This window comes from Azospirillum sp. Sh1, from assembly GCF_008365135.1.
GTDB classification, from domain to species: Bacteria; Pseudomonadota; Alphaproteobacteria; order Azospirillales; family Azospirillaceae; genus Azospirillum; species Azospirillum oryzae.
Window position 1 is genome coordinate 57,742 of record NZ_VTTK01000019.1, and the last position, 20,412, is coordinate 78,153.

General features: G+C 68.3%; 15 protein-coding genes. 2 read left to right on the forward strand and 13 right to left on the reverse strand.

The window, feature by feature from the left end; genetic code table 11:
* Positions 1 to 75: 75 nt before the first annotated feature.
* The 6 genes from FZ029_RS19205 to FZ029_RS19230 form a co-directional block, all read right to left on the reverse strand.
* On the reverse strand, positions 76 to 858 hold the full coding sequence (locus FZ029_RS19205; RefSeq protein WP_211101125.1) for an ABC transporter ATP-binding protein: 783 nt from the start codon (positions 856 to 858) through the stop codon (positions 76 to 78).
* Positions 859 to 1,003: 145 nt separating this feature from the next.
* Entirely contained in the window at positions 1,004 to 2,284 is a 1,281-nt protein-coding gene (locus FZ029_RS19210; RefSeq protein WP_149271047.1) for an ABC transporter substrate-binding protein, read from the reverse strand.
* A gap of 205 nt (positions 2,285 to 2,489) precedes the next feature.
* Positions 2,490 to 3,563 (reverse strand): branched-chain amino acid ABC transporter permease, encoded by a 1,074-nt coding sequence (locus tag FZ029_RS19215; protein WP_149271049.1) that lies wholly within the window; start codon positions 3,561 to 3,563, stop codon positions 2,490 to 2,492.
* A gap of 7 nt (positions 3,564 to 3,570) precedes the next feature.
* The gene (locus FZ029_RS19220; RefSeq protein ID WP_014187949.1) at positions 3,571 to 4,458 is read right to left on the reverse strand and encodes a branched-chain amino acid ABC transporter permease; all 888 of its coding nucleotides are present in this window, start codon (positions 4,456 to 4,458) and stop codon (positions 3,571 to 3,573) included.
* Between the two features lie 186 nt (positions 4,459 to 4,644).
* Complete coding sequence (locus FZ029_RS19225; protein WP_149271051.1) at positions 4,645 to 6,588, reverse strand: long-chain fatty acid--CoA ligase; 1,944 nt, start codon at positions 6,586 to 6,588, stop codon at positions 4,645 to 4,647.
* Positions 6,588 to 7,481: an ABC transporter ATP-binding protein gene (locus FZ029_RS19230; RefSeq protein ID WP_211104177.1), complete on the reverse strand. Its 894-nt coding sequence runs from the start codon at positions 7,479 to 7,481 to the stop codon at positions 6,588 to 6,590. The genes FZ029_RS19225 and FZ029_RS19230 overlap by 1 nt, the downstream gene beginning before the upstream one ends.
* A gap of 199 nt (positions 7,482 to 7,680) precedes the next feature.
* Between FZ029_RS19230 and FZ029_RS19235 the strand changes: the two genes are divergently transcribed.
* Positions 7,681 to 9,426, forward strand: a complete 1,746-nt coding sequence (locus FZ029_RS19235) for an AMP-binding protein (RefSeq protein WP_247892393.1) — start codon at positions 7,681 to 7,683, stop codon at positions 9,424 to 9,426.
* Positions 9,427 to 9,497: 71 nt separating this feature from the next.
* On the forward strand, positions 9,498 to 10,055 hold the full coding sequence (locus tag FZ029_RS19240) for a TetR/AcrR family transcriptional regulator (protein ID WP_149271053.1): 558 nt from the start codon (positions 9,498 to 9,500) through the stop codon (positions 10,053 to 10,055).
* Between the two features lie 37 nt (positions 10,056 to 10,092).
* Here FZ029_RS19240 and FZ029_RS19245 read toward each other — a convergent pair whose 3' ends face one another.
* The 7 genes from FZ029_RS19245 to FZ029_RS19280 form a co-directional block, all read right to left on the reverse strand.
* Entirely contained in the window at positions 10,093 to 11,064 is a 972-nt protein-coding gene (locus FZ029_RS19245; RefSeq protein WP_149271055.1) for a hypothetical protein, read from the reverse strand.
* Positions 11,064 to 12,713, reverse strand: a complete 1,650-nt coding sequence (locus tag FZ029_RS19250; protein ID WP_149271057.1) for a DUF4852 domain-containing protein — start codon at positions 12,711 to 12,713, stop codon at positions 11,064 to 11,066. The genes FZ029_RS19245 and FZ029_RS19250 overlap by 1 nt, the downstream gene beginning before the upstream one ends.
* Before the next feature lie 105 nt (positions 12,714 to 12,818).
* Positions 12,819 to 13,610 carry a hypothetical protein gene (locus FZ029_RS19255; protein WP_149271059.1) on the reverse strand — a complete coding sequence of 264 codons (792 nt, stop codon included), beginning with the start codon at positions 13,608 to 13,610 and terminating at the stop codon, positions 12,819 to 12,821.
* Between the two features lie 301 nt (positions 13,611 to 13,911).
* Positions 13,912 to 16,890: a methyl-accepting chemotaxis protein gene (locus tag FZ029_RS19260; protein ID WP_149271060.1), complete on the reverse strand. Its 2,979-nt coding sequence runs from the start codon at positions 16,888 to 16,890 to the stop codon at positions 13,912 to 13,914.
* Positions 16,891 to 17,164: 274 nt separating this feature from the next.
* The gene (locus FZ029_RS19265; protein ID WP_109075116.1) at positions 17,165 to 17,659 is read right to left on the reverse strand and encodes an Lrp/AsnC ligand binding domain-containing protein; all 495 of its coding nucleotides are present in this window, start codon (positions 17,657 to 17,659) and stop codon (positions 17,165 to 17,167) included.
* A gap of 314 nt (positions 17,660 to 17,973) precedes the next feature.
* The gene (locus FZ029_RS19275; protein WP_149271062.1) at positions 17,974 to 19,593 is read right to left on the reverse strand and encodes a HAMP domain-containing sensor histidine kinase; all 1,620 of its coding nucleotides are present in this window, start codon (positions 19,591 to 19,593) and stop codon (positions 17,974 to 17,976) included.
* Complete coding sequence (locus tag FZ029_RS19280; RefSeq protein WP_149271064.1) at positions 19,574 to 20,398, reverse strand: response regulator transcription factor; 825 nt, start codon at positions 20,396 to 20,398, stop codon at positions 19,574 to 19,576. The genes FZ029_RS19275 and FZ029_RS19280 overlap by 20 nt, the downstream gene beginning before the upstream one ends.
* Positions 20,399 to 20,412: the final 14 nt, after the last annotated feature.

Sequence of the window (20,412 nt, forward strand, 5' to 3'; positions counted from 1 at the left end):
AAGGAGTGGCGGCAGTCCCCTCTCCCGCGGAGCGGGGGAGGGTTAGGGAGGGGGCAACCGCCGAAGCGGCTCCCCTCAAATCCAGCGCTTGCGCCGCTTGAAGCTCTTCAGGTTCTTGAAGCTCTTGCGCTCCTCGTTGCCGCCGCCGAGGTAGAATTCCTTCACGTCCTCGTTGTTGCGCAGCTCTTCGGCGGTGCCGTCCAGCACGACCTTGCCGTTCTCCATGATGTAGCCGCGGCTGGCTGCCTGCAGCGCCATGCGGGCGTTCTGCTCCACCAGCAGGATGGTGACGCCAAGGTCCTTGTTGATCTGCTGGACGATGCTGAACACCTCCTTCACCATCAACGGCGACAGGCCCATGCTGGGTTCGTCCATCAGGATCAGCTTCGGCCGGGCCATCATCGCGCGGCCGATCGCCAGCATCTGCTGCTCGCCGCCGGACAGATAGCCGGCAAGGCCGGTGCGCTCCTTCAGCCGGGGGAAATAGCTGAAGACCATGTCCAGATCGTCCTTCACCCCGTTGTCGCGGCGGGTGTAGGCGCCGAGCCGGAGGTTCTCCAGGCAGGTCATGTCGGCGATGATGCGCCGGCCCTCCATGACCTGGAAGATGCCCTTGCGGACGATCCGGTCGGGGTCGATGCCGTTGATGCGCTCGCCGTTGAAGGTGATGTCGCCGCGGGTGACCTCGCCGTCCTCGGTCTTCAACAGGCCGGAGATCGCCTTCAGCGTCGTCGATTTGCCGGCGCCGTTGGCGCCCAGCAGGGCCACGATCTCGCCCTCCGGCACCTCCAGGCTGAGGCCGCGGAGCACGAGGATCACGTCGTTGTAGACGACCTCGATGTTGTTGACGGACAGCATCATCCGCTTCGCAGCCGTGACGGGCGGTACAACTGGAGCGTTGGTCGAAGCGGCCGTGGCGGTGTTCAGCATGCGGCACCTGGACTGTTCGGAAGAAGGGGGGCGCCCCCGCCGCGACGGGCGGAGGCGCCGGGTACTTGTCGGCTTACCAGCCCAGCCATTCCGGCTTGCGCGGGACGTCGACGGTGGTCAGCTTCTCCAGCTTGATGGTGCCGGCCTTGACCAGATCGGCGACGCTGGCGCCGGTCTCGCCCGACACCTTGGCGCGGTAGATGTTGACCGCCGTCATGCCGCGGTGGTCGTTCTCGGTCCAGGTCGACGGAACGCAGACGCCCTCGAGCCCGGCCGGAACCCAGTCCTTCTTCTGGTACATGCCCTTGCGGATGTTCGGGCCGGTGACGCCGCCGTTCTTCGACGCCCAGTCCATCGCCTCCTTCATGTAGAAGGCGGTGCAGACGCCGGCCAGGTAATGCACCGGGCGATAGGCGTTCCCCGACGGATCGGAAAGCTTCGAGATTTCCATCAGCGTCTTCATGCCCGGCGCATCGCCGTTCCAGGTCACCGCGGTGCGCATCGGGAACACCACGCCGTCGGCGGCGGCGCCGGCGGCCTTGGCGGCGTTCTCGTCCATACCCCAGACGTTGCCCATGAACTGCACCTTGGCGCCGACCGTCTGGCAGGCCTTCAGCACCGAGATGTTGGAGCCGGCGGTGTTGCCGAGATAAGCGTAATTGGCGCCGGCTTCCTTCAGGGTCAGGCACTGGGCGGTGTAGTCGCCGGGGGTCAGGGCGAACTGCACGGCCGGCAGCACCTCGAAGCCCAGTTCCTTGGCCAGCTGCTCGCCGGCTTCCTTCGGCGCGTTGGGATAGGGGTGGTTGGCGCCCATGTGGACGTATTTCGGCTTGCCCTGGCCGCCCTGCTTCTTCCAGTCCTCCGCCGCCCACATCAGCATGCCGCGCAGCGCGTCGGAATATGAGGGGCCGTAGAAGAAGTTGTAGGGCGCCGGCTTGGAGCCGTGCGGACCCTTGCCGGTCGGGTCGGTCAAGTGGCCGGAGTAGGAACCGGAATAGGCCGGGATCTCGTCCTTGCCGACGAAGCCGGTCAGCGCCTCGGTGTCGGCGGTGCCCCAGCCCTGCAGGGCCGCGATCTTGTCGCTGCCCGACGACCACTTCTTGTACTGGCTGATGGCGCGCGGCGCCTGATAGCCGTAGTCGACGGTGTCGACCGCCAGCTTGGTGCCGTTGACGCCGCCATGGGCGTTGATGTAGGCCAGCGCGTCCGACACGCCCTGCGCATAAGGCACACCGACATCGGAGGTGGCGCCGGACTGGTCCGCCAGATGACCGACCGGAATGTCGGCGTAAGCCGCGGCGGAGGTCGCCAGCAAAAGCGCAGAGGTCGCGAAGAGCGCGGTCTTGATCGACATGGTGCGTTTACTCCCCATTCTGTTCTGTTTGTTGATCGATGAAGGCTTCCCGACCGTCATAACCGTTTCCGGTCGTCATCCCCGCGAAGGCGGGGATCCAGGCTTTGCCGGGAGTTCTGGATTCCCGCCTTCGCGGGAATGACGGGAGCGCGGGAATGACGGTGGGTGGTTGCTTGTTGGAAGGAGCCAGACGGTTCGGCGTGCCTCAGTGCGAGAAGGGATAGAGCTTCCAATAGGCCTTGATCTGCTTCCAGCGGTGGGCCAGCCCGTCGGGCTCGAACACCAGGAACAGGATGATGACGAGGCCGATCGACATTTCGCGCAGGAAGGCGATGTTGTCCTTCAGGTTCAGCGCGGTGTCGATGGCGGTGCCGCTGACCAGCTTGGTCAGCGCCTGCATCGCCTCGGGCAGGAAGACCATGAAGGCGGTGCCCATCAGCGTGCCCATGATCGACCCCAGCCCGCCGATGATGATCATGCCCAGGAACTGGATCGAGAAGAGGATGGTGAAGCCCTCCACCGACACGAACTGCAGGTAGTGGGCGTACAGCGCGCCGCCGATGCCGGCGTAGAAGGCGGAGATGCCGAAGGACATCGTCCGGTACTTCGTCAGGTTGATGCCCATGATCTCGGCGGAGAGATAATGGTCGCGCACGGCCACCAGGGCGCGGCCGTCGCGGGTCCGCATCAGGTTGGTGGCGAGGATATACATCACCACCAGCGCCACCAGCGCCACGTAGAAGAAGCGCTCGTCGGTGTCGAAAGCGAAGCCGAAGATGGTCAGCGGCTCGGCGATGGTGCCGGCGGTGCCGCCGGTGAACCAGTCGGCGCGGGCGAAGAAGTCCTGCAGGATGTACTGCGCCGCCAGCGTGGCGATGGCGAGGTACAGGCCCTTCAGCCGCGCCGCCGGCATGCCGAACAGCAGCCCGACCAGCGTGGTGATGACGCCCGCCAGCGGAATGGCCAGCGCCACCGGCACGCCGACACTGTTGCTGAGCCACGCCGAGGCGAAGGCGCCGAAGCCGAAGAAGGCCGAATGGCCGATGGAGATCTGGCCGGTGAAGCCGACCAGGATGTTCAGACCCAGCGCGGCGATGCCGAGATAGCTGATCTGGATCAGCAGGCTGAGCCAGTAGCGGTCCATGAAGGCCGGGCAGGCCAGCAGGAGGACCACGCCCAGGATCGCGAAGTTGCGGCTGGTCCTGGTCGGGAAGATGGTGGTGTCGGTCCCGTAGGACGTCTTGTAATCGCCGCTCGGGATGATGCTGACGGATGCCATGGGAGCCTCACACGCGCTCGATGTCTTTGGTGCCGAACAGGCCGTAGGGCTTGATCATCAGGATGGCGATCAGGACGTAGAAGGGGGCGATCTCGTACATGTTGCCCCAGTTCAGCCACTGGCTGTCCAGGTAGTGCGCCATGTTCTCCAGCACGCCGACGATCAGGCCGCCGACCACCGCGCCGATGACGCTGTCGAGACCGCCCAGGATCACCGCCGGGAACACCTTGATGCCGAAGAAGGACAGCGCCGACGACACGCCGTTGACCACGCCCACCGTGACGCCGGCCACCGCCGACACCATGGCGGAGATCGCCCAGCTCATCGCGAACATGTGGCGGACCGAGATGCCCAGCGACTGCGCCACCTGCTGGTCGAAGGCGGTGGCCCGCATGGCGAGACCGGTCCGCGAGTATTTGAAGAACCAGCCGAAGCCCGCCATGATCAGGATCGAGATCAGCAGCGACATCACGTAGACGGTCTGCACCTCCAGCCCGAACAGGTTCATGGTGGGGCTGGCGAAGATCGGCGGGAAGGGCTTGGCGAAGACGCCGAACATCCACTTCATCGCCGCCTGGAAGACGATCGACAGGCCGATCGTCACCATGATGACGGAGATGATCGGCTCGCCGATCATCGGCCTCAAGACGACGATCTGCAGGATGACGCCGAAGGCCAGCATGAAGACCAGCGTGATCGGGAAGCCGATCCAGAAGGGCAGCTGCCAGCTGGTCAGCAGCCACCAGCAGGTCCAGGCGCCGATCAGCAGGAATTCGCCCTGCGCGAAGTTGACGATACGGCTGGCCTTGTAGATCAGCACGAAGGACATGGCGACCACGCCATACAGCGCGCCGACGATCAGGCCGTTGACGAGAAGCTGAAACAGAAGGGTCATGGCGTGGCCTCTTTCTGTCCCTCTCCCGCCCCGGGAGAGGGTGGCCCGAGGGGCCGGGTGAGGGTGCTGCAAGGATCGGGGCGCCCGTTTCTTGCCGGCCCCCTCACCCTCCCCGTGCTGCGCACGGGTCCCCTCCCTCTCCCGGGGCGGGAGAGGGTGTGATTGGCGGTGTGCATCGCGCTCTCCTCAAGCCGCGACCGGCTGCCGCGGCGCCTTGGCGGCGGCCGGAGCCAGATCGATGACGGTCAGCGTCGTGCGGATGCGCTGCTTGGTGCCGTCCTGGAAAGCGATCGTGGTGTCCACGTCGATCTTCGGCTGGCCGGCATAGATGCTGTCGATGATGGTGCCGTACTTCTCGCCGATGACGCCGCGGCGCACCTTGCGGGTGCGGGTCAGCTCGCCGTCGTCGGCGTCCAGCTCCTTGTAGAGCAGCAGGAACTTGGAGATGCGCTGGTACTCGGGCAGCGTCTGGTTGACCCGCTCCACCTCGGCCCGCAGCAGGTCGTAGACCTCCTGCTTCGACGACAGGTCCGAATAGGTCGTGAAGGCGATGCGGTTCTTCTCCGCCCACTTCGACACGATGGGGAAGCGGATGCAGATGATCGCCGACAGATACTCGCGCTTGTCGCCCAGGATCACCGCCTCGGCCACGTACGGCGAGAACTTCAGCTTGTTCTCGATGTATTGCGGGCTGAAGCGGTCGCCGTGCGCGGTGGTGGCGATGTCCTTGATGCGGTCGATGATGACCAGATGGCCCTTCTTGTCGAAGAAGCCGGCGTCGCCCGTGTGCATCCAGCCGTCGCGCATGTCGGCGACGGTCGCCTTCTCGTTCCGGTAATAGCCGGCGAACATGTTGGGGTGGCGGGTGACGATCTCGCCGACGCCGTTGTGGTCGGGGTCGATCACCTTCACCTCGATGCCGCCGTCGAACGGCACGCCGACTGTGTCGAAATCCACGTCGGTGCCGCGATGGACGGTGTAGGCGCCCATCGTCTCGGTCTGGCCGTAGATCTGGCGGAGCGGGACGCCCAGCGCCTGGAAGAACTTGAAGGTGTCCGGCCCCAAGGCCGCGCCGCCGGTCGCCGCCGATTTCAGGTTGGTGAAGCCCAGCCGGTCGCGCAGAGCCTTGAACAGGATCGCGTCGGCCATCGCCGACCGCTGCCCCTTGGTCAGCGCCTCCAGCCCCAGCTTCATGCCGAGATCGTACATCTTCTGCTTGAAGGGCGAGGCGTCCATCATGCGGGCGCGCACGTCGGCGGCGATCTGCTCCCACAGGCGCGGGGCGAACAGTACGAAGGTCGGCCCGATCTCGCGGAAGTCGTGCATCATCGTCTCGGCTTCCTCGACGAAGTTCACGCGCATCCGCGACACCATGCCCATGCCGACGGCATAGACCTGCTCCATGATCCAGGACAGCGGCAGGACCGAGACATACTCGTCCTCCGGTCCCTTCGGATCGGCGGACAGGTAGCTGGCGACATGGCGGATCAGGCGGCCGGCCGGCAGCATCGCCATCTTGGGGTTCGACGTGGTGCCCGAGGTGGTGCAGAGGATGGCGACCTCTTCCCCCTTCGTCGCGGCGACCATGCGGTCGTAGAGGTCCGGCTGCTGCGCGTGCAACTCCTCGCCCATCCGGACCAGATCGGTGACCGGCATCAGGCGCGGATCGTCGTATTTGCGCATGCCGCGCGGGTCGGAATAGATGATGTGCTGCAGCGTCGGCAGCCGGTCGGCGAGGTTCAGCAGCTTGTCGACCTGCTCCTCGTCCTCGGCGAACACCACCTTCACGTCGGCATAGGTGATGAGGTACGCGACCTCTTCATCCAGCGCGTCGCGGTAGATGCCAAGGCTGTAGCCGCGCACCGCGTGGGTCGCGATCTCGCCCATCACCCAATCGGGACGGTTGTCGCCGAGAAGCCCGACGACCTCGCCCGGCACGACGCCGAGCTTGGTCATGCCCAGCGCGAAGGCGCGGACGCGGGCATGGACCTGGCTCCAGGTGAAGGTGCGCCAGATGCCGAAATCCTTCTCGCGCATGGCGATGTCGCCGCCGTGGTCGCGGGCATGCAGGGCCAGCAGCTTCGGCAGGGTGTCGTTGGCGACCAGATCGGGCAGATTGAGGCTCGACATCACGCGACCTCCTTCCGGGGCGGCACATCCGCAGTGGAACCGGCGGCGACCGGCGCCTCCTCCTCGTCGTCCTCGCCCAGATAGGCGCGGCGGACGCGGGGATCGGCCAGAACCTCCTCCGGCTTGCCTTCGGCGATCTTCTTGCCGAATTCCAGCACCATCACCCGGTGCGAGATGTCCATGACCACGCCCATGTCGTGTTCGATCATGACCACGGTCATGCCGAACTCCTCGTTCAGGTCGACGATGTAGCGGGCCATGTCCTCCTTCTCTTCCAGGTTCATGCCGGCCATCGGCTCGTCCAGCAGGATCAGGTCCGGCTTCAGCGCGATGGCGCGGGCCAGTTCAACCCGCTTGCGCAGGCCGTAGGACAGCGTGCCGGCGGTGGCCTTGCGCACATGCTGGATTTCGAGGAAGTCGATGATCTCCTCCACCTCGCGGCGGTGGGACAGCTCCTCCTTCCTGGCGCCGGTCAGCCAATAGAGCGACCCGGTCAGGAAGTTGTTCTTCAGCAGGTGGTGGCGGCCGACCATGATGTTGTCGAGCACGGTCATGTGCCCGAACAGCGCCAGGTTCTGGAAGGTGCGGCCGATGCCGAGCGAGGCGCGATGGTTCGGGGTCATCCCCGTCACGTCGCGGCCCTTGAAGAAGACCTTGCCGTCGGTCGGCCGGTAGCGGCCGGAGATGCAGTTGACCATGGAGGTCTTGCCGGCCCCGTTGGGACCGATGATCGAGAACAGCTCGCCCCTGCGGATGCCGAAGCTGACGTCGGTCAGCGCATGGACGCCCCCGAAGCGCAGGTTGACGCCCCGAGCCTCGAAAATGGTCTCTGCCTGGGTGGTCGGCGAATTCTGGGCAGGGCCGGGGTGTGGTGCGACGGGCGCGCCTGACATTTCCTCCTCCGTTGCTGTTGGTACCGCTTCTCAGGGTCACGATCCGGCTCTTGGGGGCCGGCGGGGTCCATATTGTGGACCGTTTCATGAGCAACTTCCGCACTATATACCGGGCCTCCGTCTGTTTTCAACACTGACATTCCGCCAGTGCATGTTTTTTGTTGCGATAAGGCACCGCACGGTCCATATGATGGACCTCATGAACAGCCCAGCCGATATCGCCCCCTCCCCGGCCGCTCCCAACGCGGCGGGCGGCACCCAGAGCCTGGAGCGCGCCATCGCCCTGCTGCGCGCGGTCGCCGACGCCGAAAGCGGCGGCGCGCGGCTGGCCGACCTGATGACGGGGGTCGGGCTGTCGAAGGCGACCGCCCACCGGCTGCTGATGGCGCTGGCACGCGACGGGCTGGTGGAGCAGGACGCCCGCAGCAAGCGCTATCACCTGGGGCCGGATCTGGTGGCGCTCGGCGATCTGGCGGCGCTGCGCCACCGCCCCCCTGCCGCCCCGCTCCCCTCCCCCGCCCCGCCCCAGCCGCCGGAGGCCGCGCCAGCCCAGCCGGCGCTGCCCTCGCCGCCCGCCCTGATGGTGCGGCCGTCAGCCTTCCTGCGGCCGGAATATCGCGGCGACTCCATCGCGCTGGCGACGCTGCTGTGCGACCGCCATGTCCGCGCCGCCGACGGTGCGCGGGCGGCGCTGCTGCATGAAAGCGTGGCCGGCCAGACGACGGAGCTGAGCTTCGCCCGGCTGGCCCGCGATTCGGCGCGATTCGCCGCGGTGCTGGCCGGCATGGGGGTGGGGCCGGGCGACCGGGTGGCGGTGCTGCTGCCGAAGGGGCCGGAGCTGCTGATCACCGCGCTGGCGATCTGGCGGCTGGGCGGCGTCTATATGCCGCTGTTCACCACCTACACCGCCTCTGCCGTCGCCTACCGGCTGGCCGACAGCGACGCGCGCGCCATCGTCACCAACGGCTTCCTGCGCCGCAAGGTGCCGCGCGACAACACCCGGCCGGTGGTGACGGTGGAGGGCGACGAGGCCTTCGGTCCCGACGCCGTGCCCTTCTGGTCGTCGCTGCACGAAGCCGCCCCGCTGGCCGAAGTGGCGCGCTACCGCGAAGGCGACGCCTTCGCCCTGATCTACACGTCGGAATCGGAACCGACACCGCTCGGCGTGTCGCTGCCGGTCAAGGCGCTGTCGGGGATCGAGCAGTACATGCGCATCGGCCTCGACCTGCGCGACGACGACATCTATTGGAACATGGCCGATCCCGGCTGGGCCTATGGCGCCTATTACGGTCTGGTCGGGCCGCTGCTGCTGGGGCGGACGACGATCTTCTGCGACGGTCCCTACGACGTGCGGCAGGGCTATCGGATGCTGACCAAGTTCGGCGTGACCAACCTGACCGCGGCGCCGTCGCAGATCCGCGCCTGGCACGGCGCCGATCCCGGCGTTTCGCACCAGTTCGCGCTGCGCATCCTGTCGGTGGTGGGCGAGCCGCTGCCACCCGACCTGATCGCCTGGGCCAACCGGACGGTGAAGGTCCCGCTGCTCGACCAGTATGGCCAGCGCGAGACCGGCATCTTCATCGTGAACCGCTACGACCCCGACGGCATCGGCCGCTACGACTCCGACGCGCCGGAGGACGGCGATGCGGTCCAGCCGCCCAGCGGCTCGCTCGGCCGGCCGATGCCGGGCTTCCGCGTCGTCATCCTCGACCCCGACGGGCGCGAGGCGCCGGTGGGCGGCGCCGGCGAGATCGCCATCGACGTCGACCATTCCCCGCTGTTCTGGTTCGAATCCTACGCCAACAACCCGGAACGCACCGCCCGGCGCTTCCGCCACGGCCGGCGCTATTACCTGACCGGCGACCGCGCCTTCCTCGACGCCGACGGCAACATCCACTATCGCGGCCGGGCGTCCGACGCGATCCAGATGCAGCAGGGCGAATAGTCAGCGGCCCTCCTTTTCGGGTATAGATCGCCTCCAAGGATGCGGCAGCCGGGAAAGCGCGAAGGACGGGTATGGAATCCAAGACGAAGAACCGCGAATCCTGGCTGGCCGCCGCCTTCGCGGCACTGGCCGAAGGCGGCGTCGACAAGGTGCGGGTGGAGGTGCTGGCCAAGGCCCTGAAGGTGACCAAGGGCAGCTTCTATTGGCATTTCCGCGACCGCACCGACCTGATGAACGCCCTGCTGGACAGCTGGAAGACGGGCCGCATCGCCGCCATCAAGGAACAGACCCGGCTGGACGGCCGCGAGCCGGCGCAGCAGCTGCGCGACCTGCTGGCGCTCTATGGCGGCAGCAAGCCGCGGGGCATGGCGATAGAACTGGCGGTGCGCGACTGGGCCCGGCGCGATCCCGAGGCGGAAAGCGTGATCGCCGAGGTCGACCGCGAGCGCCTGCACAGCGTCGCCGGCCTGTTCGTGGCGCTGGGCCTGCCCCCCGACCAGGCCTTCGCCCGCGCCTACCTGTTCTACGCCTTCGCCTTCGGCCAGGGCCTTCTCGCCCCCGGTGCCGCCGCCGACCGCGCCGAGGTGGTGCGGGCGATCTGCGCCGACGTGCTGGTGCCGGCGGCCTGAGCGGGCCGGCACTCCCACACGGCCGGCGCGCTCCCGGTCAGTTGCTGACCGTCGCCTTGGTGACGGCCAGGAAGCCTTCCGGACTGTCGAAGGCGGGCAGGATCGGTGCGAAGCCCGCGCCCCGTTTGAACACCGGCATCGGCCGGGTCAGGCCGGTCGCCACCCGCAGCTTGCCGCCGTCCTTCGTCCAGGCATCCACGGCGGCGGCCGACGTCCTCGCCGCTTCCGGCGCCATGCCGGCGCGGATCAGCGTGGTGGGGTTCAGCGCCGCCGCCTGCCGGGCCGACGGGTCCTGCTTCTGCGGAACATCGGTCGCCACGATCTCGCGCTCGCGGCGCCGGATGCCGCTGTTGTCGACCGTCACGTCGACCTCGGCCAGGGCGACGCGGAACAGCATGTCCATGTTCTGCGCGGCGGCGCCCATCAGCTCCAGCGGGTTGAAATTGCCGGAGGCCAGCCGGCGGGCGGTCGCCACCATCGCCGGGTCGATCCCCTCCATCCGCAGCCGCGCGCTCCAGCCGCCGGCATCCCGCACGGTGCCGCTGGTCTCCAGGGACAGCGACTGCCGCTGGTCGTCATAATCCAGCGCCAGCGAGACGTCGCCGCGCAGGTTGGTGTAGCCGAGGCTGACCATGTCGCGCAGGGCGTGGTTGTAGCGGTCGGCCCGCGCCATCGCCAGGACGGGCACGTCGGCGCCGCTGGCCGACAGGCGGGCCTTGCGGATCTCGCCGTTCTGCAGGGCGATGTCGGACACGTCCACGCTGGCGGCGCGGACCACGGCGTCGGGCGACAGGGTGACCGTCACCCCCTGCAGGCTGACCGACCCGAAGGGCGAAGCCGACAAATCGGCATAGTTGATCCGGCCGTTCAACCCTTCGCGGATCAGGAAGCCGTCGACCAGATCGCGGGCCTGGGCGGTGGCCTGCCGCTTCGCCAGGGTCCAGCCGCCGCCGGCCACGACCAGGGCGCCGAGGACGAGCGCCGAGGCGGCCTTGTTGCTGACTTTCATCACGGGGCTCCCTTGGACAGGCCCGCCGCGGCGAGCTTCTGGTCGACGATGAAGACGGCGTCGGCCGCATCGGCGCATTCCGCCTTGCCGCAGGCATGGACGACCGCAGCCTCCAGCCGGGCCGGCGGCAGCGCCTCGTCGCCGTCGGCAACCGACAGCGCGCCGCGGACCACGTACCAGCCGTCGGCCTTCAGCGCCGGCCCCGCCTCCGGCACGGTGACCTGCAGCTTGCCCGGCCAGCGGGTGGCGACGGCGCTGCGCCCGTCCGATCCGGCCTGGACCAGCATGGTGACGGAAACCGCCCCGCCCTGGATCAGCGCATTGGTCCGTGCATCGCGGAGATTGTCCAGCCGGGCGCCATACTCGATCCGGCCGGGCTGCATCAGGTTGGCAAGGCGGGCGCCGGTCGGCAGGGACGCCAGTATGCTGATGTCCTGCTCGCGCTGGGCGGCCATCCGCTGGCGTTCCTGTTCGCGCTGTCGTTCCTGCTCCGCCCTGGCGGCGGCGGCCTTGCGGGCGTCGCGCTCGGCGAACAGGCCGGCGAGCGTCCGCTCGTCCAGGCGGTACAGCACGCTGGTGGCTTCGCGGTCGGCATAAATGACCGCGCTCTCCAGCTTCGCCTTGGCCGTCGCCCCGCGCCAGTTGTCGACCTTGATGCCCGCCGGGTCGATCTTCAGCGTCGCCCCGATCATCAGCGTCCGGTCGACTGACCCGTAATGCGTGCGGCCCTCGGCGAAGGATTGGGCCGACGACCGGTCCATCGGAACGCCAGTGATAGCGTCGAGCCCGTCGATCTCGACGGTGATGTTGTTCGGCAGCTTGGAGTCGGTGCAGCACCAGTTGGGCTGGACGGACAGCGAGGTGAACTTCTGCGTGACCGGGAACCGCTGGGTGGCGAAGTCGTAGGCCTGGAATTCGGTGCGGTAGACGATGGTCACCCGGTCGGGATCGGCACGGCTCATCTCGGTGAACAGATCGGCCCTGGCCCGTTCCAGCAGGGGCTGGAGCTTGAATTCCTGGTAGCGGACCTGCTGGAACTCGCGGTTGAACCGGTGTCCGGCCCACCAGGCCAGGGTTCCGTTGTCCTCCGCCAGCGCCGCGTTCCGGCGCAGCAGAAGCAGCAGCATGCCGGGATAGTTCTTGCCGATCTCGAGGACCGGCTGAGGAGGCGGCATGGGCGCCGGAGCCGGAGCGGGCGCCGGGGCGAGCGCCGCGACCGAGGCTGGCGCGGGGGCAGGCGCGGGCGGGGGTGCCGATTGGAGAGCCGGCTGCGGCACCGGCGCAGGGGCGGCGGCGACCACCGTCCAGTCGCTGGCCGCGGCGGCCTCGCCACGCCAGACCACGGCGCCGCTGGCCTTCTCCACCCCGACGAGCGCGGCGCGGCCGGCGGCCGGGCATTCCTTCGACAGAACCACGGCGCCGATGCGGCGGACCAGCGATGTGAAACCGTCCGTCGCGAACAACGCTCTATCCTCCGCCACCACCTTCAACGCGGCGCGGTCGGCGCACCAGGACGGTCCGTCGGCGAAGACCTCGACCTTCAGGGCTCCGGAGAAAGCAAGGCGCCGGCCGTCTTCCGCCGCACCCGCCGCTGGGGCGAGCGAGAGCAGCAGGCCGAGCGCCAGGGGCGGAATCAAAAGCTGTTTCACGAGACATCCCCACTGCATGTCCGTCGCCGCCCGCGAAGGGGCGGCGTCCGGGTCAGGCGTATTTCCGCGAGTTCGGGCAAGGCCGCCGTCCGGCGGTCGGACCGATCAGCGCTTCGGTTCGTCGAGATCGATGGGCTGGTCGATCTGCATGTCGAGGTCGATGCCGCCGCTGGCCGGGGCTGCCGGAGGCGCCGACTGGGCCGGGGCCGGAGCCGGGCTGTAGGCGGGCGCAGGCGTCTGGGGCGCGATGGGTTCCAACTGCGGGGTGGGGCCGGCGGATGGCGCCTTGCCCGGCGCGGAGGGACCGCCGGGCTGCGCCGGCCCAGGCGTCGGCTTTGGCGCATGCTTGGGCCGCGACGGCGCGCCGATGCACTCGGACAGCTTGCCGATGGCCCAGCTCGACCCGTCCAGCTCGTACAGCTTGCGGATGCCGAGCCCCGGCACCGCCAGCGCCACCGTGTCCGCCGAGGCGAAGCGGGACAGCACCGACCCGACGTCCGGCCCGCCGAGCGGCGCGATCAGCATGCCGAATCCGCCCGGCCTCGCCTGCACATGATGGATCTTGCCGCTGTCGAACACAACTTCGATCGGATAGGTCGCCCCCGCCATCACCGGCACGCCCGTCTTGTTCATCGCCAGACCGGTGTTGCTCCGGGTGGCGATGAAGGCCAGCTCCTGGGCGGGCGACTGCTTCGACGCGACGCAATAGGGCACGGCGCCGGGATTGGTCGGGGTGTAGCGCTCGACCAGCCAGCCGCGCTGCTGGGCATAGATGGCCGTCGGCACGAACGTGCTCGGGTAGACGGGGCCGCGGCCGGTCTGGCAGGACGCCAGCAGCGGAAGGCTGCAGGCAAGGGCGAGAAGAATGCCGGCACGGCCGGCGGTGCTGATCGGCATCGCGTGTCCTTCCGGGATGGGCCCGGTCAAATCGGGAGCGGGTGGCGGGTGCGGCAGGATGGCCGGACGAAGCGGAAGGCCCCCTCCGTGGCGGACAAGGCCGGTTCCTGACCCTGGGGGATTGGTCCCACTCAATTCATAACTTATTCTTCAATCATTTCCGCAACTTGCGGATGGTGCGAAATGCAATCCCGTTAGTCAAAAGCAATTTTGCCGGCCAAAATGCGTCCCGATGTCGCAACTCCGCTCAATTCCCGCAGCCACGCGGCCGCCCGGACACTCGCCTCGCGCCCTGGGACGCCTACGGCATAAAGGCCAGCCGCAGATTGCCCCAGTGGCGGCCGCGCACGACGATCGGCGCGTCGATCTCCTTCAGGCGCACCATCTGGCCGCCGCCCATGTCGCGACGGTAGGCCTGCAGCAGGAACGGGCGGGTGTTGCGGGCGGCGGCAAGGCCGGACCGGTCGGCGAAGACGCGGCGGTTGCGGCAATGGGCGGCGTTCCAGGCGGTGTCGCCCGGCCGCTGCGGCTCGGAATAGCGGGCGTTGTGGGTCGGCAGATAGCCGACGGCGTTGACCGCGGCACAGAACTGGAAGCGCGGGTTGGAGGCCAGGACCGGCTCCTGGATCGCCGGGAACAGCCGGTCGGTCAGTTCGGTGAAGGGGGCGAGGCACTGTTCCGGCTCGGTGCCGGGGACGGTTGACAGCTCCGTCGAGAACAGCGCCTCCTCGCCGATGCTGCCGTTGGACAGCGCGCCGTCCAGCGCCTTGCCCAAGGCCGCCGCGGTGTCCTGCACGGTGCGGATGATGGCCGAATCCGCCTCGATCATCGCGGTGTAGGCACGCTGCAGCCGGTCGGTTTGCACGTCCGACAGCTCGTCGAAGGCCAGATGCAGGCCAAGGTCGCTGGTACCGGCGACGATGGCCGGCAGGTCGCCGACGTCGCGCAGCGTCACGATCAGCCGCGTCTGCTCGGCCAGTTCCGGCAGCCCCTTGCTCTCCACCAGCAGCCCGTCCAGCGACAGGTCGAGCATGGTGACGGTGCGGCGGTCGCCGGCAACGGCCAGGCCGATCGGCTCCTCGCACGGGATGCGGTCGGAGACGCGGCGGTCGCCCGCCACCGACTGGCGCAGCGCGATGACAAGCCGGCGCTTCAGGTCGGCCACCGCGCCCTGGGTATCGGTCATGCGGCGGCTGACGTCGGTGGCGATGCCGGTGATCTCGTCAGTCTGGTCGCGGATGTGCAGCACGCTGCCCGACACCTGGGAGGCGCCGCCGGCCGAGTTGGTGGCGCTGCGCCCGATCTCGGCGTTGGCGGCCGACTGCTCCTCCACCGCGGCGGCGGTGGCGGCGGCGGCCTCGTCGATCTCCTCGATCACCGAGATGACGGTCTGGATCGCGGTGACGCTGCCGCCCACGGCCTGTTTCAGCTGCTCGATCTGGCGGGCGATGTCCTCGGTCGCCTTCGCCGTCTGGTTGGCGAGAGTCTTGACCTCGCTGGCGACGACGGCGAAGCCCTTGCCGGCCTCCCCCGCACGCGCCGCCTCGATGGTGGCGTTCAGCGCCAGCAGGTTGGTCTGGCCGGCGATGGAGTTGATCAGGTTGGCGACCTTGGCGATCTCCTCCGTCGCGACCTCCATCTGGCCGATGGCGGTGGCGGAGCCGCGGGCGCTGTCCACCGCGCGCCGCGCCACCTCGCTGGAGCGCGCCGCCTGACGGGCGATCTCGTGCCCGGCGGAGTTCAGCTCCTCCGTCGCGGCGGCGACCGACTGGGCGTTGGCGCTGGCCTGTTCGGAGGCGGCCGACACCACCACCGTGTTCTCCCGCACCACGCCCAGGGACTGCATCAGGTGGCGGATGCCGTCGCCGGCGCGGTTGCTGGCCAGTTCCACCCCGATCCAGGTGGAGTCCAGATCGCTCTCGATCGATTTGCAGGTTTCCAGTAGGGCCTGACGGGTCAGCGCCTTCTGGCGCAGTTCGGTCTCGTGCTTCTCATGGATGCCATAGGCCAGCTTCGCCTTCATGGCGTTCAACTCCGACGCCACGCGGCGGAACTCCGGGACGCCAACGGCCGGCATCGGGTCGGTCAGGGCGCCGCGGGCGATGCGCTCGAAGGTCCGTTCCAGCACCACCAGCGGGCGGCGCACCATGCGCAGGATCGCCCAGCCGAACAGGGCGGCAAGCAGGGCGCTCAGCAGCATCGCCACGGCCACCTGGACGACGCGGCGTCCGTAATCCCGTTCCGCCTTGTCGAACTCTTCCCGCGCGACCCGGATCTGAAGCTCCAGCAGGGCGTCGGACACCCGGCGCAGATCGGCGAAGGCCGGGCGGACGGCGCTGCGCAGATGGGCGTCCAGCCCGGCGGCATCCTTCTGCTTGGCGAGCGCCAGCGCCGGGCCGATCCCGCCTTGCAGATAGGTCCCGACCAGCGGCTTGAATTTTTCGGCGAGGACGGCTTCCTCCGGAGTCAGGTAGGTCGCCAGATAGTCGGCCAGAAGGCGCCGCATCGCCGCGGCGTTCTCCACCACGTCCTTCTCCACCGCGGCCTCCACGGCGGCGAGGTCGCCGGCGCCGCTTCCCGCCCGCAGGTCGGCGGCGAGGTCGGTCAGCCGCTGCCGGCTGTCGCGCGCGAGGTTCTGGATGGCGCCGATCTGATAGGCGGGAACCGTGCGGTCCTCGTAGACCGTGCGCAGCGACTGGTTGGAATCCGCCATGCCGTCCAGGCCGAGCCAGCCGGCCAGCAGAACCGCCAGGATCAGCAGCCCGAACACCGCGGCCAGCCGCCCCGACAGGCTGGCCCAGGCGAAGGCGGCGGCGCGGCCGGCACGGTTCTTCCGCACCAGGGCGCCTTCCGCCAGCGCCAGCGCGGCGCGGCCGTCGCGCATCTCCGCATACAGCGCCTCGGCCGCCGCGACGTCCTCGCGCGCGGGCTTGGAGCGGATCGAGATATAGCCGGTGACGGCGCCGTTCTCGACCACCGGGGTGACGTTGGCCCGCACCCAATAGTAATCGCCGCCCTTGGTCCGGTTCTTCACCAGCCCTTCCCAGGGCCGTCCGGTCTTCACCGTCGCCCACAGGTCGGCGAAGGCCTCCTTCGGCATGTGGGGGTGGCGGACGAGATTGTGGGGCGCGCCGATCAGCTCATGTTCGTCAAAGCCGCTGATCTCGACGAAGGCTTGGTTCACGAAGGTGATGCGCCCGCCGGTGTCGGTGCGGGACACCAGGGGAACCCCCTCGGTCAGATGGACTTCCCGGTCGGTGATCGGTGTGTTGACGCGCATTAGGCGGCTCCGCTCCAGCCAAAGTCTCGAAGGAAGCGGCCGGGGATCGGGGCGAAACGAAAGCCGCCGGACGGCCGGATCGGTCGCCCCCCGGACCGGACCTTTTGCTGCAAGCGGTGTGCCGCATCAAATTGTCAGATAACGAACGAATTTTGTGTCGGATTGCACCAGTAGCGCGAAATCGGACAGCGCCGCTCGTCGCAAAATGCGTCCGGAAAAGCGGACTGGCCCCAAAGTATTATGCAATTTGGAAAATGCTTTGCTGTCTGACCATTCAGCCGCGCAACGACCCGTTGGACAGCCCGTCCAGCGGGATCGCGGTGACGCTCTTCACCTCTTCCATCACGGCGTAGGTGTGGGTTTCCCGCACGCCGCGGGCGGTGGACAGCAACTCGCCCAGGAACAGGCGGTATTCGTTCATGTCGCGCACGCGGGCCTTGACCAGATAGTCGAAGCCGCCGGCGACCATGTGGCATTCCATGATCTGCGGCATGCGCAGCACGGTGGCCTTGAAATCGTCGAAGTTATCGGGCGTCGTGCGGTCCAGCACCACTTCGACGAAGACCAGCATCCCCGCTTCCAGCCGATGAGGGTCGAGCAGCGCGACATAGCGCTGGATGATGCCGTCGGCCTGCAGCCGCTTCACCCGCTCCAGGCAGGCGGCCGGGCTGAGGTTGATGCGGCGGGCCAGTTCCACATTGCTGAGGCGGCCGTCATCCTGCAGTTCGCGCAGGATCTTGATGTCGGTGGAATCGAGGTTGCGGTCCATCGGCGGCTCGGAATGCTGTTCGGCTGGCGGCCACGATCCTAACGGAAAAAACGGGATCAGGCCATGCCGGACCATAGCCGGAGCAGGATCATCGTATATGAAAGCAAATTTCCTACGACGAGACTTCCGTCATCCCCGCGAAGGCGGGGATCCAGGACACTTTCACGGAACGTCGCCGAACCGGCTGGATTCCCGCGTTCGCGGGAATGACGCTCCTCCTTGGGTAGGAACAGGATTCTCAAATTCGATGCCTCTGACGGGCGCAGCGGCAACAAGGACGCCGAACCGAGCCTGCTTGCCCGCAGCACAGCCGATCAGGCCGCCAGCGGCAGGGCCACCGTCATGCGCAGGCCGCCGGTCGGGCGGTTCTCGGCGCGGACACGGCCGCCGAACGCCTCGATGTTGCGCCGGACGATCCACAGGCCGATGCCGAAATGCGCCGCGCCGGCCTGATGCGCCGCCGCCTCGTCCTCGGGCATGCCGCGGCCGGGTTCGCGGTGGGAGAAATAGCGTTCGAAGATGCGGTCCAGGTTGGCGGGATCGACGCCCGGTCCTTCGTCATCCACCACCAGCTCCGCCCAGGCCCCCGTACGGGTCAGGCGGACGCTGACCGTCCCGTCGGGCGGCGAGAAGCTGACGGCGTTCTCCACCAGATTCTCGACGATGGTCTCCAGCGTCTCCTCGCTGGCCCGCACCACCAGCCCGGCGTCGATGCGCGAGCGCATGTGCAGGCGGCGTTCGGCCAGCAGCCCGGTATAGCCGCCGGCCATCCGCTCCACCAGCGACGACAAATCGACGCGGCGGCGCGACGGGGCCAGCAGGTCGGCCGCCGCCTCGTCCATGCGGCGGGCGAAGGACACCAGCCCGTCCAGCTTGTCCAGCGACTTCTCGATCATCGTCAGGGCGCGCTGGCTGCGGGCGTTCTCCGCCGGCAGGGCGCGGCGCAGCGGCTCCACCGACTGGCGGATCACGGCGATCGGCGTCTTGAAGGCGTGGGCGTTGTCCTCGGCGGCACGGCGCAGCGATTGGGCGCTGTCGCGCAGCGTGGCGACCAGCCGGTCGAAATCCTCGGCCACGCCGGCCAGTTCCGGCACTGTGTTGCGCGCGGCGAAGGAGGCGTCGCGGTCCTCGCGCTCGGGCGTGTCGTCACCGCCGACGATGCGGCGGGCCAGATCGCCGAAGCGGTTCAGGTTGCGCCAGATGCCGGCCAGCACCGCCAGCACCAGGGCGGCCATCGCCAGATAGATAACGGCGGCGGCCTGGACCGCCGGCGTGCTCCAGTATGGGCGGCCGATGGAGGAGGAGATATAGGCTTCCGTCGCGTGGCTGGTCACCAGCGCCCAGCAGCCGAAGCTGGTCTTGATCGGGGTGATGGAGGACAGCACCTCCTCCCCGCCTTCCAGATGGGGGACGCGCATCGCCAGCGTCGAATTGCCGGCGCAGCTCGACCCCAGCCGGTCCAGCACACCCTGTTCGAGCAGCAGGCGCCGTTCGGCATCGATGTCGGCGGTGGACAGGCTGGGCGCCGCGGCGACGTAGAAGAAGGGCTCCGGCCCGGCCTTGGCCCCGGACGGGGTGGTGGCGGCGCCGGATGCTGCCACGCGCGGGCGCACCAGCAGCTTCAGCCGCGTGCGGTCGTCGCCATAGCGGGCGAGCGCGATGCTCAGGCTGGGAAGGGCGGTGCGGTCGACGCCCAGCAGTTCGGGCTCCAGCGCGCGGGCGATCAGTTCGCCCTGGCGCTGGGCGCTTTTCAGAAGAAGCTGCTGCGACGCCTCGTCGGCGCGCTGGAACTGGTCATAGAGCAGGACCGGCACTGCGATGAAGACAAGGGTGAGCAGCACCAGGCGGCTCGCCATCGAGCGCCAGAGCCAGAGCAGGCGGGCGGACGCCCGTCGGGGCGCCCGCATCGCGAGGTCAATCGGCAGCAGCGCCATCGATCAACATATCCTCGCCGATACCATCTTCATCGCGGCCCTGGTTGGCCGCGTTCTCACCCTTGCCCCAGCGATAGCCGAAGCCCGGATAGTTCTCGATGCAGGCGAAGGTCGCGTCGACCGACCGGAACTTCTGGCGGATACGCTTGATGAAGGCGCGGACGTTGGCGCGGTAGCCCGACGGGCCGTAGCCGGCGACGAAGCCCTTGCCGTGGACGAGGTCGTAGATCTCGCGGTAGGACACGTCCTCTTCCGGGCGGGTCGACATCAGCTTGACGATGTTGAACTCGGTCAGCGTCAGGTCGATGCGCTTGCCCTTCCAGAAGGCGCGGCTGTTGTCCAGGCGCAGCTCCAGCTCGCCCAGGCGGTGGCTGGTGCTGGCGCCGCCGGCCTCCGCATCCTCGGTGCCCTTGGTGGCGTCGCCCTTGATCCCGTCAAGGATCAGGCGCATGCGCTTCAGCAGGATCGACAGGCTGCGCGACTTCTCGACGAAGTCCAGCGCGCCGCCGGCCAGGGCGGCCTCTTCGTAAATCTGGTCGGACAGCACGGTCAGGAAGATGACCGGCGTGGCGATGCCGCGGGCACGCATCTGGCGCAGCACGTCGATGCCGTCCAGCTTGGGCATGCGCCAGTCCAGGAGGACGATGTCGACCGACCCGCCTTCGGCGAAGAAGTCGAGCGCCGGTTCGCCGCGGTCGAAGGTGATGACCTCGTACCCCTCGTCGCCGAGGTTGAGGCTCAGCGACTCACGGAACAGGTCGTCGTCGTCCACCAGAGCGATGCGGGCAATGGTCGGATCGGTCATTGCGGACATTCCCT